Annotated in this window: 15 protein-coding genes; 9 read left to right on the top strand and 6 right to left on the bottom strand. The window is 68.2% G+C overall.

Annotation, left to right across the window (positions count from 1 at the left end; all coding sequences use genetic code 11):
• Nucleotides 1-1,000: YihY/virulence factor BrkB family protein (locus tag JZ791_RS22090; RefSeq protein ID WP_216897093.1), on the bottom strand; the 1,000-nt coding region annotated here is incomplete at its 3' end.
• 734 nt (nucleotides 1,001-1,734) lie between these two features.
• Here JZ791_RS22090 and JZ791_RS22095 point away from each other — a divergent pair.
• Nucleotides 1,735-2,613 carry a cyclase family protein gene (locus tag JZ791_RS22095; RefSeq protein ID WP_216897094.1) on the top strand — a complete coding sequence of 293 codons (879 nt, stop codon included), beginning with the start codon at nucleotides 1,735-1,737 and terminating at the stop codon, nucleotides 2,611-2,613.
• Between the two features lie 13 nt (nucleotides 2,614-2,626).
• On the opposite strand, the gene JZ791_RS22100 is transcribed toward JZ791_RS22095, so the two are convergent.
• Together JZ791_RS22100 and JZ791_RS22105 are read right to left on the bottom strand one after the other, a co-directional pair.
• On the bottom strand, nucleotides 2,627-3,619 hold the full coding sequence (locus JZ791_RS22100) for a helix-turn-helix domain-containing protein (protein ID WP_216897095.1): 993 nt from the start codon (nucleotides 3,617-3,619) through the stop codon (nucleotides 2,627-2,629).
• A gap of 166 nt (nucleotides 3,620-3,785) precedes the next feature.
• Nucleotides 3,786-4,271, bottom strand: coding sequence for an SRPBCC family protein (locus tag JZ791_RS22105; protein ID WP_216897096.1), 486 nt, complete (start codon nucleotides 4,269-4,271; stop codon nucleotides 3,786-3,788).
• A 91-nt stretch (nucleotides 4,272-4,362) separates the two neighbouring features.
• Between JZ791_RS22105 and JZ791_RS22110 the strand changes: the two genes are divergently transcribed.
• From JZ791_RS22110 to JZ791_RS22125, 4 genes are all read left to right on the top strand, one after another.
• Nucleotides 4,363-5,052 carry a TetR family transcriptional regulator gene (locus JZ791_RS22110; protein ID WP_216897097.1) on the top strand — a complete coding sequence of 230 codons (690 nt, stop codon included), beginning with the start codon at nucleotides 4,363-4,365 and terminating at the stop codon, nucleotides 5,050-5,052.
• A gap of 50 nt (nucleotides 5,053-5,102) precedes the next feature.
• Nucleotides 5,103-5,768 (top strand): HD domain-containing protein, encoded by a 666-nt coding sequence (locus tag JZ791_RS22115; protein WP_216897098.1) that lies wholly within the window; start codon nucleotides 5,103-5,105, stop codon nucleotides 5,766-5,768.
• A gap of 26 nt (nucleotides 5,769-5,794) precedes the next feature.
• The gene (locus JZ791_RS22120; RefSeq protein ID WP_216897099.1) at nucleotides 5,795-6,214 is read left to right on the top strand and encodes a Rid family hydrolase; all 420 of its coding nucleotides are present in this window, start codon (nucleotides 5,795-5,797) and stop codon (nucleotides 6,212-6,214) included.
• Nucleotides 6,215-6,419: 205 nt separating this feature from the next.
• The gene (locus tag JZ791_RS22125; RefSeq protein ID WP_216897100.1) at nucleotides 6,420-8,054 is read left to right on the top strand and encodes an alpha/beta hydrolase fold domain-containing protein; all 1,635 of its coding nucleotides are present in this window, start codon (nucleotides 6,420-6,422) and stop codon (nucleotides 8,052-8,054) included.
• A gap of 189 nt (nucleotides 8,055-8,243) precedes the next feature.
• Here the strand turns inward: JZ791_RS22125 and JZ791_RS22130 are convergent, their stop codons facing one another.
• Complete coding sequence (locus JZ791_RS22130) at nucleotides 8,244-8,444, bottom strand: hypothetical protein (RefSeq protein ID WP_216897101.1); 201 nt, start codon at nucleotides 8,442-8,444, stop codon at nucleotides 8,244-8,246.
• 225 nt (nucleotides 8,445-8,669) lie between these two features.
• Here JZ791_RS22130 and JZ791_RS22135 point away from each other — a divergent pair, with 225 nt between their 5' ends.
• On the top strand, nucleotides 8,670-8,915 hold the full coding sequence (locus tag JZ791_RS22135) for a hypothetical protein (protein WP_216897102.1): 246 nt from the start codon (nucleotides 8,670-8,672) through the stop codon (nucleotides 8,913-8,915).
• Here JZ791_RS22135 and JZ791_RS22140 read toward each other — a convergent pair.
• Both JZ791_RS22140 and JZ791_RS22145 read right to left on the bottom strand, forming a co-directional pair.
• Entirely contained in the window at nucleotides 8,903-10,192 is a 1,290-nt protein-coding gene (locus tag JZ791_RS22140) for an alpha/beta hydrolase family protein (protein ID WP_216897103.1), read from the bottom strand. The two genes, JZ791_RS22135 and JZ791_RS22140, sit on opposite strands and share 13 nt — an antisense overlap.
• A gap of 63 nt (nucleotides 10,193-10,255) precedes the next feature.
• Entirely contained in the window at nucleotides 10,256-12,889 is a 2,634-nt protein-coding gene (locus JZ791_RS22145; protein ID WP_216897104.1) for a LuxR C-terminal-related transcriptional regulator, read from the bottom strand.
• A gap of 89 nt (nucleotides 12,890-12,978) precedes the next feature.
• On the opposite strand from JZ791_RS22145, the gene JZ791_RS22150 reads away from it, so the two are divergent.
• The 3 genes from JZ791_RS22150 to JZ791_RS22160 all read left to right on the top strand — a co-directional run bounded on the left by JZ791_RS22150 (nucleotide 12,979) and on the right by JZ791_RS22160 (nucleotide 15,175).
• On the top strand, nucleotides 12,979-13,575 hold the full coding sequence (locus tag JZ791_RS22150) for a hypothetical protein (RefSeq protein ID WP_216897105.1): 597 nt from the start codon (nucleotides 12,979-12,981) through the stop codon (nucleotides 13,573-13,575).
• 152 nt (nucleotides 13,576-13,727) lie between these two features.
• Nucleotides 13,728-14,426: an alpha/beta fold hydrolase gene (locus JZ791_RS22155; protein WP_308163033.1), complete on the top strand. Its 699-nt coding sequence runs from the start codon at nucleotides 13,728-13,730 to the stop codon at nucleotides 14,424-14,426.
• A 296-nt stretch (nucleotides 14,427-14,722) separates the two neighbouring features.
• Nucleotides 14,723-15,175, top strand: a complete 453-nt coding sequence (locus tag JZ791_RS22160; protein WP_216897107.1) for an AMP-binding protein — start codon at nucleotides 14,723-14,725, stop codon at nucleotides 15,173-15,175.
• The last annotated feature ends 43 nt before the right edge of the window (nucleotides 15,176-15,218 follow it).

Genomic DNA, 15,218 nt, shown 5'->3' on the forward strand with positions numbered 1-15,218 from the left:
GTGGTGGGGCGCTGGGGAATTCGACTTCGATGCGTTGTTCCGGGACGCGGGCCTCGGCGGCGGTGGCCCAGGTCAGGTAGCGTTTGTCGGCGCGGGTCAGGCGGGGGGTGGTGATGCTGCGGGGCCATAGTTTTCGGGCTCGGACGACGTCGGCTTCGATCGCGTATACCGTCACTGTTGCCTGGAGGGCGAACCAGCTCAGTAAGCCGAGGACGATGCCGAACAGGCCCGCGATGGCCTCGGCGTGGCGGACCGTGTGGGCGAGCAGGACGCCGGCTATGTTCCACAGGACCTGCCAGGCGAAGCCGGACAGGGCCGCGCCCGGGACCATGGCGCGGGTCGGGACGGTCGCCGCGGTGGCCAGCCGGAACGCGGCCAGGAACAGTGCGACGTTCAGCAGGGTGGATACGGCGAAAACCAGTACTTTGACCGGCGCTCCGGGCAGACCCACCGCGGCGCCCGCCGCGTTGAGCCCGGCGGACGCCGCTGGCACGAGAACCGCCAGGCCCAATACCGCCAACAGGCCGAGCGCGCGCACGTAGTTTCGCGGGAAGCTCGGGCGGTCGACTCTCGGTACCGCCCACAGGGTGTTGAGGGTGTTCTGGATGGCGTTGGTCAAGCCGCGGGCGCCCCAGAGCGCACCGCCGATACCGGCGGTCAACGCGAGTCCGGTACGGCGGAAAGCCATGACGCCGAGTTGCTGGTGAAGTTGCGCGCCGACGATCGGGAACTGGCTGAACGCCGAGTTCACGACCTGTTGCTGTAGCTGGGGCGAATTGCGCAGCACCACACCGGCGATCGTGACCAGCACGAGCAGGAGGGGAAATGTCGCGACGAAGGAATAGTAGGAGATCAACGCCACCTGGTGACCGGCCTGATCGTCGTCGAACTTCTTGATCACCGCCACCAGGAAGGCGAGCGGCCGGTGCCGTTGCTGCCAGGTTTCCACGCGCCGCATCACACGCTCGAAACCGCCGCTCACGTTCATCTCGACGCCCATTCATGCTCGGTCCCGTGGTTCCGGCCATCGATGGGCCATCGGGAAGGATTCGCAGGGCCGGCGACCGTATCGGTCACCGGCCCCTCGGATAACGCTGACAGGCTGTCGATCGTGCGGGCAATCGGCCTGACAAGCCCTTCAGCTCAGGCGTACCCCGATAATTCGCTGGCCAATCATCTTGGACTGCTGGTTGTTTCGCTCCCGCCGCGATTCTGCGCACATCGGCAAACCTGGTCGTCGCGGGTTTCGTTGCCGCGCTGAGGGTTCCGCCGCCAATACGTCAGCCGATGCAGAATGCCGACGACCCGGTGCTCAACAGGCACCCCAACGGATCCGGCGACATGGCCAGCGGTCCCAATACAGGTTTCCCGTGTGCCGGTGGCGTCGGTGGTTGTGCCGCGGCTGATTCCGCTCCCATGCCCACCGCTCCGGCGGCGAGTACAGCGCATACGCCCAGCTCGGCGAGAAGGCGATGATTCGACATGATGGCCTCCCATCCTCGGTAGCTGCTACTGACAGCCATAGCCCGAGTCGGCGGTACTCAATCATGATCGATGCCACTTTTCGGCAACTGTCCGAAGGGGGCCGACATCAGCGGAGGGTTCGCCGTGTCGCGCGCGTACTACTGAACCTGGCACCGGAGTACTGGTCTGCGAGTGCGTGGTTCTCCTAGTGTTCGCTGAGGGCCACACCTGGCGGGTCCACGGGATCGCGACCGGGAGGAGTCCGACTACATGGTCGATTCGAACAGCCTTGACCTGCCGAGCAATTGGGGAAGGTGGGGAGCCGACGACGAACTCGGGACGCTCAATCTCATTACCGATGAGGTGCGCGCGAAGGCTGCTGGAGAGGTGCGGACCGGGCGGTGGGCGTCGCTGGCGCAGGTGATCACGCCCAATCCGATGGTCAGTAGTCCGTTCGCTCCTGCGACGGTGGATGTTTCGCCTGTGCAGCAGATGATGTCGCATACCGGGGTGGGCGTGGCGGCGGATCTGATGCTGGTCACGAATCATCACGTGAAGTCGACGCATCTCGATGCGCTTTCGCACTGGTCGCAGGACGGCGAGGTCTATCCCGGACGTCCGCGGGAGCAGGCCGTGACACCCGGGGGCGTCACGCACGCATCTACTGCGGCATTCGCCGCGGGAATCCTCACGCGGGGGGTCTTGCTCGATCTGGCCGTCGACGGGCCCCTGCCCGCCGGGTACGCGGTGACGTCGCACGATTTCGAGCAGGCCGAGAAGCGCCAGGGCGTCACGGTGAGTTCGGGCGACGCGCTCGTGGTACGACTCGGTTGGACGAGTACGAACGTTCCCGGCACACCGTCTCCGGGCATCAGCATCAACGCGGTGCGCTGGATGCACGAGCGAGGGATCGCGATCTTCGCGGGCGACCGGGGAGACGCGCACCCGCCGCTGGATCCCGACGGACTGTCTGCGCTGCACGGCGTCGCGCTGGGCCGGATGGCGATGCCCCTGATCGACGCGGTCGAGCTCGACGATCTCGCGGCGCTGTGCGCGCAGCTCGAGCGCTATAGCTTCCTGCTCACCGTCGCCCCACCGCGTATCCACGGCCTGACCGGCGTTCCGGTAAACCCCATCGCCGTGTTCTGACAGCGTCGTCGGGTCAGCCGGAGTTGCCGTGCGCGTCCGGCTCGGCCTGGATCGAGCGGGCGAATTGGGTCGGCGTCTGGCCGTACCGGTTTCGGAAGGCGCGGGCGAAGTGACTACTGTCCGTGAACTGCCAGCGAGCGGCGATTTCCGAGACGCTGTCGTGGGCGGCCAGTTCGAGGCGGGCGCGCTCCAGCCGTCTGCGGCGTATGTAACCGGTGACCGACTCCGGCGTGCCCGCGAACGCCCGATGCAGCGTGCGTACCGATACGTTGAGTTCGCGCGCCACCACGGGAGGCGACAGATCGGGGTGGGTGAGCAGGGATTCCACGACATCCCTGGCCGCCTGGATCAGTGCGGGAGCCAGCAGCGGTTCGTCGGCGTCGATGCTACGAGTCAGGACACCCCTGGCCAGTTCGACCAGAGCCGCACGGGCTGCCCGCACCCCTTCGGGAGCCAGATCGTCCAGCATCGCCTCGACCATCCTCGTGTGGGCCACGAGCAGGCGCACCTCGGCCGAATCCGACGGCCCGACCATGTCCCGATCGCCGATACCGGGTCGGAAATACGCGGCGGGCAGGGCGATGATCCGCGTCTGTGTGCGCGGCGCCGCCTGGAAGCGTCGCGACGAGTCGGGACGCCGCACGAGAAATTGCCCGGCCGGCACGGTCACCGTGTGGTCCGGACCGATGAACCGCCACCCGCCCCGGCGCACCATGTGCAGCACGATCCGGTCGTCGTGCCGGGTGAAGTCGCGTCCGGCCCCGTCGGTGGGCAACTCGCTGTAGAGCCTCTCGATTATCGCGTCGTCCACCTTGGCGTGATCGATGCGAACTCGGTAGCCATCGGCGCCGGTCGTGCCCGACGACAGCGGCATCGCCCTACCCACCCGGGAATCCCAACCGAGCCGAAGAGCGTCGGTGACCTCCCGGCCCCTCGCCGGAACCGTCACGTCCAGGACGAATTTCCGGTCCGGTCTATTTTTCGGGCCATCGCTGCCTGTGTCCATCGCCCCGTCGCCACCTCGCCGCTGCTGCGCGTTCTTCCGAATCGTATTGCCCGGTAGAAGCGATTCGTTCGGCGCGTAGCCTCTCCGACTGCTCATCACACCCCTCGAAGCGCACCTTGCTGCGTGTCGACTCATCGAATCAGTAGGAGCCGCTTGGCAGGCCGTCTCAACCCAGCGCTTCGGACCGCAGCGTGCTGTCGGGACGCAGGTGACCCTCGGCGTCGAGTTCGGCCAGCACGGCGGGCAGGCCGACCGAGAGCATCTTGCGGCGGACCTTGCCCAGCAAGGCGGACAACATGAAGCCGCCGACACCGGTGTAACCGGTGTGGTCGTAGGTGAAGCGAGTGCCGCCGGCCTGCGGCTCGACCCGGTAGGTAACCGTGGTGAGCTGCCCGTCTTCACCGCTGGTCCAGGTATAGCGGAATAGTCGAGGCGCGTCGATCTCGAGTATTCGGCACTCGACGATGCCGTTCCAGCCGGGTGTCGGTTTGCCGATGAACTGGAATCGGGCGCCCGGTTCGGGGCGAAAGCCGACGGGGCGACCACCCCGGCCGGTCGAGGTCCACAACGGGACGAGTTCCGGGTCGGTGAGTGCCTGCCAGACCTGGACCGGGGAGTAGGGGTAATCGCGAACGATGTGGATGTCGCTCATCGGGAAGCTCCTGCGGAGGATGTGTTCATAATTTTCCAGTGACTGTAATAATATTAGCAGGAACTTTCAGTGACTGTACTAATGTCGTCTTATGGCTGGTCGGAACGCGGACGACGCGACTCCCGTGGAGGGCGTGCGGGAACGAAAGAAGCGGTTGATGCGCCGGCAGTTGTCGGACACCGCGACTCGCATGTTTCTCGAGCGGGGGTTCGACGCTGTCACGGTGTCCGAAGTGGCTGCGGCATGCGGGGTTTCGGAGAAGACGGTGTTCAACTACTTCCCGAGCAAGGAGGCACTGGTGCTGGACCGGCTCGAGCCCGCTGTCGACGCCATTCGCGACGGACTCGCCGATCACGAAAACCCGCCTGTGGCAACACTTGTGAACATACTCGGACGTGAAATACGCGGCATCACAGCCACGCTCGCGATCGGACACGCCGAATCCGTTGCCGGGCTGCGCCGCTTCGGCGATCTCCTGCGTCACACCCCGGCACTGCGCGCCTATCAGAGCGACATGATGGACCGCTTCGCCACCGTCACGGCGGCCACGCTCGCCGCCCGCGTCGGCCTGGACCCCGACGATCCGGAACCGCAGATCGCCGCCCGCGCCCTGCTGGGCCTGTGGCGCGTCCAGGCCGACAGCCTGCACCGCCACCTCACCGAGGGGTGCTCTCCGGACCGCCTGGTCGACGCGGTCCTGGCCGACGTCCGCCGTGCGGCCCGCCTGCTCGACGCCGGGCTCGGCCCTTGGAACTCGCCTGGCAATAAACTTACGAAATAGGGTAAATTTGCCACTCGCGAGGTCAGGGCGGTGAGTGTCAGGCTGTGGACATGACCGGAACCACCCCTGCCGACCTGCTCGCGCTCCCCGGCACACCGCTGGCCGACGAGATCGTCGACCTGCTGCGGCCGGTGGAGACACCCTCGGTGTTCAACCACAGCATCCGCACCTACCTGTTCGCCCGGCTGGCGGCCGCCCATCTCGCGCTGGCGGCCGACCGCGACTACAACGACGACCTGCTGTTCGCCGCGTGCACCATGCACGACCTCGGCGTCGCATCCGACGGCCCGCACCGCCAGCGGTTCGAGGTCGAAGGCGCCGACCGAGCCGCGCAGTTCCTCACCGACCGCGGCGTGCCCGCGGCCGACGCCGACCAGGTCTGGCAGGCCATCGCCCTGCACACCTCCTCCGGCATCGCCGAGCGACGCGGCGCGCTGTGCGTGCTCGTGCGCACGGGTGTCGCCCTCGACTTCGGTGGCCCACTGGCGGGCGCGGATATCGACGCCCTCACCGACGAACACGCCGACGCCATCCATACCGCCTACCCCCGGCTGGACATGGCCCGCGCCCTCACCGACGCCATCGTCGCCCACGCCGCGAAACACCCGAACAACGCGCCCCGCTACACACTTCCGGGTGAACTCCTGCGCGAACGCGAGGACTACGGCCAGACCAGGCTCGAAAACGCCTGCCGCACTTCCCGATGGGGCAATTGAGTCCCGTGAGAAAGGAACTCACCGCAATGACCGTCCATGCTGTCGAGGTACCCGAGAACAACCCGATCTTCGGCCAGACCACGAGCGCCTTCGCGCGGTTCGGACACGCTCCAGCGGTCCGCGCGTACGGCCTGCTGTTCATCGCCGGTCAGATCGGCAGACGCCCAGACGGAACCGCCGGTGGAACCGCCGAGGAACAAACCGAACTCGCCCTACGCCGCATCGAGGAAATCCTTCGCCTGGAGAACCTCGACCTCACCGACCTCGTCGACGTCACCAGCTACCACGTCGACATCCGCGAGAACATGCCCGGCTTCCTCGCGGCCAAACAGCGCCTCGTCACAGCCCCCTACCCGGCCTGGTCGATCATCGGCGTGAGCGGCCTGGCCAGCACGGAACTGCTTGTCGAGATCCAAGCAACCGCAGCGTATCCCGACAACGCCTGACCGTCGCCGTCGAGGGTGCGCAACCTGTAGTCGTGTGAGCACGCACGCGATGTTCACCGCTACTACACAGCCGGTCGGCAGCAGTTGGGAACCCCGACCCTCGGGATCGTGTGCGGGCGGGATCGTGTGCGGGACGATCGCCACGGACATTCACGGCGTTGTTGCACACTGAGGAGTCCGACACCTGCGATCGAGGAGTTCCGCCGTGCAGACCACCACCCACCCGCTCTCCGAATCCGACGCCGCTCGAATCGCGCAGGTGCTGGCGGTTACTCGTGGTGTCGCCGACACCGGCGCGGTATTGACCGGTCTGGACGCACGCCGCGCCCGGGCCTTTTCCACTTCACCGTTCCCGAGTGGCGATCGGCCGGGGGAGTGGGTTGCCGCGCCCGGAGCGGCGATCGACGGGGTACTTCTCTACCTGCACGGCCGCCGGTTCCAATTCGAGGAATCGGCGGACGTTCTGGCGGGCAGGCTTTCGGCCGTCACCGGGTGGCCGGTGGCGATGCCGCACTATCGGCTCGCCCCGGCTCATCCCTATCCGGCCGCGCTGCAGGACGTTCTCACCGCCTACCGGGCGCTGCTGACCCAGGGATTTCCCGCGAATCGCATCGTCGTAGTGGGTCATTCGGCCGGAGCGACGCTCACGCTGCTGGCTCTGCAGCGACTGCGTGAGGCAGGTGAGCCGCTGCCCGCGGCGGCCGTGTCGATCTCGCCCATCACCGATTTCACCTGGGCGAGCGCCTCGGTCGCGAGAAACGGTGACGGTGATGTCGTCTCGGACGCGGAACTGGATCAGGTGCGGGCCGCGTTCCTGGCCGACGCGGATCCGGCGGGTGCGGTCTCGCCGCTGACCGGAGAGTGCGCGGGCCTGCCTCCGCTGCTGATGATGTGCGGCGGGGCCGAGCGCCTGCTCGACGATACGGTGCGGTTCGCCGAACGAGCCTCGGCCGCAGGCGCGGAGGTCGATCTCGAGCTGTATGACGGTATGCCGCATGGCTTTCCGGTTCTCGATACGGACGCGAGCGAAGCGCTGCTCGATCGGATCGCCGCGTTCACCACCGAGCACCTCGCCCGCCGCCCCGCAGGTGATGTACTCGGCCCGTTGAGCATCCGCCGGGTCGGCTGGGCGGGATATGTGATCACCACCGAGCGAGGGACGCGGGTGCTGGTCGATCCGTACCTCTCCGGTTCCGAGGGCATCCACGGCGGCCTTCCCGAAAGTCCGGTCCGGCCGGGCGATCTGGCCGGCGTACACGTGGTGGTCGTGACGCACGCCGGATACGACCACCGCGGACAGGCAATCGAAATCGCCAGTGCCACAGGCGCTTTGCTGGTCTGTGGCACGGCGATGCTCGGCGCCGCCCGAGCCGCGGGCATTGCGATGGACCGGATCGCCCCGACCGTCTCCGGGGTGCAGGTACGTCATCGGGATGTCACACTGCGCTCTCTACCGGCCCGGCACGAGTCGACCATGATCGCCGACGGGCGCTTCGTCGCCGATCAGCCGCAGTCGTTCCTGCTCACCACCGGCGAGGGCGCCCGCGTGTTCTGCGGTGGCGACACCTCGCTGTCCCAGGACCTGCGCACCTGGGGTGAGCTGTATCGGCCACAGATTGCCGTACTCGGCATCGGCGGATTACGGGTCGGCGCGTCACAGGTGGTCGAACTGCCGCCCGCCGAGGCGGCGATCGCGGCGCGCTGGCTCGGTGTGTCGACCGTGATCCCGGTCCATCACATCCCCGGCGATCCCATGCCCGCGCTGCTGGCAGCCGAACTCGACGGGGACCCTGTCGAGGTCGTCCCCTTGGGCTTCGACGAGAGCTGGACCGCTGGGTAAGCCGACGGCTGATTCGGCGGATCCGGTGGCGGCCGAAAAGTTGTGTTGATCATGATTGAGCACCGCCATCCGGGCTATGGCTGTCCGAGTAGCCGCTACCGAGGATGGGAGGCCATCATGTCGCTGGATCCGTTGAACTGCCTGATCACCACCGGGTCTTCAGTGTTCTGCCTCGGCTGATCGGCTCGCTCATTCCGACGACGGTAGGACTTTCAGTGCGGCGGCCAGACCGGCGGCGACCAGGGTCGTCGCCAGGGCGGTGCCGCCTATCGATTGGGTCAGGGCGGCGACTGCGATCGCGATGGTGAGAACGATGCTCACGGATGCGGTAGCGGTCACGCCGTCGATGTGCGTTGTGTGCGGGGGTGGTGGACGGTTGGTGCCTGCCATATCTTCGAAGTACCCCACTGCGCGTTATCGAAACGTTATTATTTGTCCGGGTCGATCGGATTGCCGCTACAGGCAGGGGGAATGTCTTGTGTGGCAATCAATCTCACAGCGCAGATGATGTTGTTTGCCGCCCTGGATGTCGGGTACCTACAGGGGGATAGTCGGTAATGCGAATCATGACAAGTTGTCTTTCGAGAATGCGACGCCGCAGGGAGGCGTTTCTAGATGGATGATCTGGAACGAAGAATCCTGACCACCGTCCAACATGCCCGGCGCGGCCTCGGGCAGGCCGACGCACGGTTTCTCGAACGCCGGATCTGGGGGTTGCACGCCGAAGTGGGCGGCGCGAATTACGAACCAGCGCAACGACGGCGGCTCCTGGCTTACTGTTCGGAAGCGCGCGCTCTGGCACGGTGGGCGCTCGGCGGGATCACGCTGGGGTCCGGCGGCATCGGTATTCAACGCGGCTGACCGGGATCCGGCGCCGACCGCGCTCCGGAGGCGCCGACGAGTTCCAGGTGCTTCTGGAAGAAGTCGCATATCTTGGCGTTGACCAGGTTCCGGGCCCAGGGCTCGCAGTGGTGGTTGGCGCCGTCGTCGCGGGAGAAGTGGACCAGTTCTTTTTCACAGCGCAACGCCTCGTAGAGTTCCCGGGGCTGGCCGGTGAACCAGGCCTCGTCGTCGGGATCGCAGATCAGGATCGGAGTGTCGATCTGTCCGGCGACCTCGGCGAGCGTGTACCGGCCCACGGCCCGGAACAGGTCGTAGGGCGTGGCGAACGTGCCGTACGGACGAGCCCGGAATCGGAATCCGCGGGTGCGGACCGGGTCCGCCGACGCGGTGGCCATCGCGTGGTTGAAGCGATCGCGCTCACCCGACCGAAGCATCCCGGCCAACGGTTCGGGCAGGTTGGCGTACCAGACGCGGGAGACGTCCCAGACGCCGTCGTCGACCACCGCGGCCAGGAACCGGTGCTCGAACGCCAGGGCTCTGGGCAGCCAGTAACCGCCCTGGCTGATCCCCAGCGCCAGCAGGCGATCGCTGTCCACGTCCGGGCGCGTGACGAGCGCGTCGAGCACGGGGGTCAGCACGCTTTCCCAATCGTGCCGGAACGGGATGCCCTGCTCGAACAGCACCGATTGCTGTCCGGGGCCGTCGAACACGAAAACGTTCCACTCGCGCCGCAGCGCCGCCTCGATGCCCTCGGCCCACAGGCCCGACAACGATCCGTCACTTCCGTTGGTGATGACCACGGTCGGTCGCGCGGCACCGCCGGCGTCGGGGCGGAACAGGTATCCGGGCAGCGTGGTGTCCTCGAACGCGATGTCGAAGCGGACGTGCGTGCCGCGGGAGGCGTCGATGAACGCCTCCCAGCACGCGCGGTACTGCCGGAAGGTGGGCAGCAGCGCGCCGTCGTCGGGCAGGCCGTCGATGAAGGCCAGGGCCCGCGCGTACGCGTCGGCCGCGCTCAGCCACAACCAGCCGGAACTCTGGTGCCGGCCCGCCTGCCGGCTGGTCGCCGCCTGCCGGCGCAGCCGATCGCCGGTGGCTGTCCATTCCCGCAGCCAGCAGGCCGGGTCGCCATCCGTGATCCGGCCGAGGGTTCGCACGGTCGCGCCGAGATCGCCCGCGCCCTGGCTCGCCTTGCTCAGGGCCATCCTGGCGTTGAAGTCGAAGTCGTCGTCGGTGAAAAATCGCCCGGTCAGAGCCGGTGTCGTGGTAGCGGCAGCAGTGGCTTCAACTCTCATGCTCCGAGCCTGACAGCGGGCGGGCCCGAGCGGACTGGACGTTTCGACCAGTCCTGCCGGAGGTCAGCCGCGGACCAGTGCGGTGAGTTCGTGGCGTGATGTCGTCGCGGTCTTGGCGTAGATGTTGGACAGGTGGAACCCGACGGTGCTGCGAGAGACGTAGAGCTCCCTGGCGATCTGCGCATAGCTCAGGCCCTGGGTCAGCAGGGCCACCACCTCTCGCTCCCGATCGCTCAGCGGCGCCAGCGGGTCGGTCGCGGGCGCGATCAGATACCGGGCGCCTTCGACCTGCGCGAGGCGGTCGTCGGACTCGTGCTGCGCACTCGCGGCGCCGGTGTCGTCGCCGAGGCTCCGCCGCACACGCGCCAGATCCGAAGTGAGCAGGGCGCCGTGCACGCGCAACTCGCCCATTCCCCGCGCACGCGCCTCGTCGAGTCGGCGCGCTGCCTCCTGGAGATCACCGCCGGATTCGGCGGCGAGCCCGTGCAGCCAGGCGACGCCCGCCTCACGCCAGCCGACGGGGGCGGGAGCGTTGCCGAGCCGCGCGGCGAACTCGCGGACGGGTTCCGGCCGCCGGGCCGCGGCGTTGATCATGCCGAGGGTGAGCAGCCACAGCGGGGATTCCATCACGGGCCAGGTGAGCGTGCCGAAATCCGTGTTCAGATCGTCCAGGTACCTGGCCTGCTCGGCGTGCCGGCCGGTCAGGCGCAGGCATACGAACTCCGCGGTGAGGGCCATGGTGATGGCCTGCGGCCAGGGAGCCTCGCGCAGTGCCGCCCGTGCCTGGGCCCGGTGCTCGGTCAGCGTGCCAGGATTTCCGGTGGTCAGGTCGGCGAGCACCGCGACCGCGCGGACCATCGGGTTCACCGCGCCGTACCGGGACTCCAGGCTCGTCCTGATCCGCTCCCGCGCCTCGGGCCAGTCGCCGCGCAGCCAGTACGCGTAGCCGAGCAGGGCGTGGAACTCCCCGTCGCCCACGGTCACCAGGCCGTCATCGATCCGGGCGGTGAACGGCGCGAGGTTACGGACCGCGACGTCTGGCAGACCGGCGATCGCCGCGGCGGCTCCGCGCCAGGCGTCGTCCAGGTCGAGGCCGTCGGTGACGCGTGCGGGCGCTCCGGTGACCCCGGCGCCGGCCACCTGCGCGGAAGCGAAACCGAAGTATCCGCTCAGACAGGGCTCCACCGCGGGCTGCGCGTTCGCGAGCGCCAGTTCGTGGCGCGCACCCTCGACGGATCCGCCGGTGACGGTCTGGATCCAGGCACGCAGGATATGCAGGCGAAGCCGGGTCCGCTCATCTGTCGCCTCGATCAGGGCGGCCGGAATCGACAGCAACACCGCCGACGCCCGCGACCAGCGACGGCGCCCGACGAGCAGGAATCCCTCGACGAGGGTGCGCCGGGCCTCGTCGTGTGCGTAGCCGACCCGGGCGAGCCTGCGCTCGACCGAATCGAAATCACGGCCCATCAGCGCGTCGAACAACGCGTCCAGGAAACGTCGCTCGCGCACTGCGGGGTCCGCGGTGACGTCCGCGGCCCGCCGGCCGACCCGGCTCGCCTGCTGGAATCGCCTGGCCACGTGCAGCGACCATGCCGCCGCGTCCAATTCGGCCGCGAGATCGTCGTCGTAGCCGTTCGCGGCGAGGTGGCGATGCCGCAGTGCGTCGATCGGTGAATCGACCAGTTCCGCGGCCCTGCGGTGCAGGGCGCGTCGGTCGGCCGACGGGATGGTGTCGGCGATGGCGGCGCGCAGGACACCGCTGGCGACGCGGACCTCCGGCCGGTCCGCGCCGCCGTCGACCACGAGCAGGCCCTGGAGCCGCAGCCGGTCCAGGGCGTCCGCGGGATCCTCCAGTCCGGCCAGCGCACCCGCGGTCGGCGACGGGGTCCGGCGGTCGCCGAGAATGACCGCGGCGCGCAGGAGTGAGGCTTCGTCGGCGTCCAGGCGCGCGGTGATGGTGCGTGCGAGGTCGCGGGGCGCGGGCAGTTCGTCGGCGTCGCGGACCTCGTCGAGGGTGTGCTCGTGCAGGATCGTCTGCAGGAACAGGGGATTGCCGGTGGTGTGCTCCCACAGCCGCGTGCACAGCGCGGCCTCCGCGCCGGGCCAGCGGGTCGTCACCAACTCGGCGGCCGCCGGCTCGTCCAACCCGGTCAGTTCGAGGTGGATCGCCCGGTCGGCATCGAGCGCCAGCCGGCTCCAGGGGGCGAGTGCCGCGAGGGTGAACGTGTCGGCCGCCGCCACGACCAGGAGTCGATCGGAGAACGTGCGCTCGACCAGGCGCGCGATCATGTCACTCGACTCGGTGTCCAGGGACTGCACATCGTCGAGGACGATCAGCACCGGCGCGCCCGAGCGGATCTTCTCGATCCAGGTGCGCAGCATCCTGGCCGCTTGCAGTGAGGTCAGAGCGGGATCGGCGGGCGCGTCGAGCACGCCCCAATCCACCAGCGCGGCATAAGGCTGCTGCCATTCGCTGTCCGCTTGCAGTTGCAGCACGTGGAAACCCTGTGCCGCGACCGCCACCCGCCGCAGGAACGTGGTCTTGCCGGTGCCGGGGCCGCCCTCGACCAGCAGGACCGTGGGCAGGGTGTCCGCGGCGCGGCCGATCGCCTCGTCCAGCGCCTCGAGCTGGTGAGCGCTCCAACGCGGGGCCGAGACGGCGGCGGGCGAGCCGGACTGGTCGTTTCGCACAGTCACTCCGGCGACCTCCCGCTCAACACTCGATCCGGGCGTCAGTCCGACGCTCAATCGTGTAGCCCCGCTACACCTTATCGAGGAGTACCCACATGAACCCGATCGCACTGATCGGCGGCTTCGCGCCACTGGTGTTGTTCGCGCTGCTCGACCAGCGAATCCCGGTGGCGTCCGCGGCGGCTCTGGGCGCCGCGGCGGCCCTCGTCATCGTCATGGTGATCTCCAGGCACGCAATCGCCACCGTGCCTCTCGTCCAGGCGCTCGCGCTCGCCGCGATCGCCGTGATCGCGTTCGTCGGCGATGCGCAGACCAAGCACTTCCTGGCCGTGTACGGGCGCGGCCTCGCCTCGCTGACACTCGCCGCGTTCATGCTGCTCACCGCGCCCTTCGCGCCCTTCACCGCGCCGATGGCCCGCGGCGGAGTCCCGCGCGAACTGTGGCACAGCCCGCGATTCCTCGAGACCAATCGCAAGATCAGCACCGCGTGGGGATTCGCCGTGCTGGTGATGGGGCTGGCCAACCTGGCTGTCGCCGTTATCGGTTCGCAGCAGCCGCACGCCCAGATGAACCTGCTGCGGTGGGCCCCGACGGTCATCGTGGTGCTCTTCGCATTCCGCTACACCAGGCGCGTCGTCGCCGAGGCGCAGGCCGGTCGGGGCGCGGCCCCGCAACCGCGGAGCCGGTTCTGACCCGATGAGCGGACGTACCCGACGTCGTCATTTACGGTGTGGACCCAGTGGGAGACAGAACGTTCTGTTGACCCTGGCCCACCCGGGTCGTAGTCTGACCAACCATGGAGAGACTGAACGTTCTATCTACTACTGATCCAACTCTTGTCCTCGTGCACGGTGCGTTGACCGATGCCTCGGTGTGGAACGAGGTGACGCGCCGACTGCAGGCGGATCACCACAGGGTCGTCGCGCCCGCCCTGCCGATGCGCGGGCTGGCCGACGATGCCGCCTATCTCGCCGGGATCGTCGATCGCATCCCCGGGCCGGTGGTGCTCGCCGCGCACTCCTATGCCGGAGCGGTCGTCTCGCATCCCGTGGTGGGCGCGTGCGTGAACGTGACAGCGCTGGTCTATATCGCGGCATTTCAACCGGATTCGGGCGAGAGCGCCGGGGAACTCAACGAGAAGTTCCCCGGAAGCCTGCTCACCGCCGAAAACCTTGTCGTTCAACCGAACCCGCTGGGTGGACAGGATCTGACGTTGCGCCCCGAGCGCTTTGCCGCGGTGTACGCCGCGGATGTCGATCCCGCGCTCGCCGCGGTGATGGCCGCGGCCCAGCGGCCCATCGAGCCCGCCGCGCTCGGCGAGCGGCTGCCCGGGGAGCCCACCTGGCGGACTCGTCCCTCCTGGGCGCTGGTCTCCACCAGCGATCGGTCCTTGCCGCCGGAGATCCTGCGCTTCATGGCCGAGCGCGCGGGATCGCACAGTGTCGAGGTGGACAGCTCGCATGCCGCCCCGGTCGCACAGCCCTCGGCCGTCACCGACCTGATCCTCCAGGCCGCCGCGGCGCGGGCCGCCTCCCACCGATAGAAGTTCGAGCGGGACCGGCCGAGGTAACCGAATCGCCGCGCGGCGAACGGAACTGGTCGAAATGATCAGCCGCCTCGGCCGGGCCCGCTGCCAGGCTCGAAGTCATGAGATCAGAGAATCCGGCGGAGCACCGGACGGCTTGCATGCCGGGAGATCGCTGGGGCATCACCTTGGGTGGAATTTTCCTCCCCCTCCGGGGTGCACCTGACACATCGAGGGTTGCTGTCGAAGCCTGTCTCGGACAGGGACATTCAGAGGTATCAGAAATCCCTACGTCGAGATCGAGAGATTCGTTCATGCACACTCGCACTCATTCGCACACCGGCAACCTGCGCACCATGACGACGGCGCGGTCCGCACGCCGTGACCCGAACGCGGTCGTGGTGGCGGACGGCGATTGCGAGCTCACCGTCGCCGAACTGGATCGCTGGTCCAACCGCCTGGCCCGCCTGCTGCTGGAGATGGGGGCCGGATCCGGCACCCGGGTCGTGATCGCCATCGGTTCGCCGATCGAGGAGGCCGTCGCCGAACGCGCCATCCGGAAGATCGACGCCAGGCCGGTGCGCGCCGTTGACCTGCGCGGGCACAGCGCCGCGATCGGCGTCACCACCAAGGCGACCCGCCCTGTGTGCGGCAGCGTCGACTGGCTGGTGCTCGACGACCGATCGACTCTGCTGCGCTACCTGACCGGCTCGGACGCGCCGCTGACCCCGGGCGAGTTCTGGCCGGCGACACGGACCGCCTGCTGACCTCGCCGCGGCAGTCACGACCCCGATACGTGTCACCCGCCCG

The organism is Nocardia alni, assembly GCF_019038435.1.
In the GTDB taxonomy this organism is placed as follows: Bacteria; Actinomycetota; Actinomycetes; order Mycobacteriales; family Mycobacteriaceae; genus Nocardia; species Nocardia alni.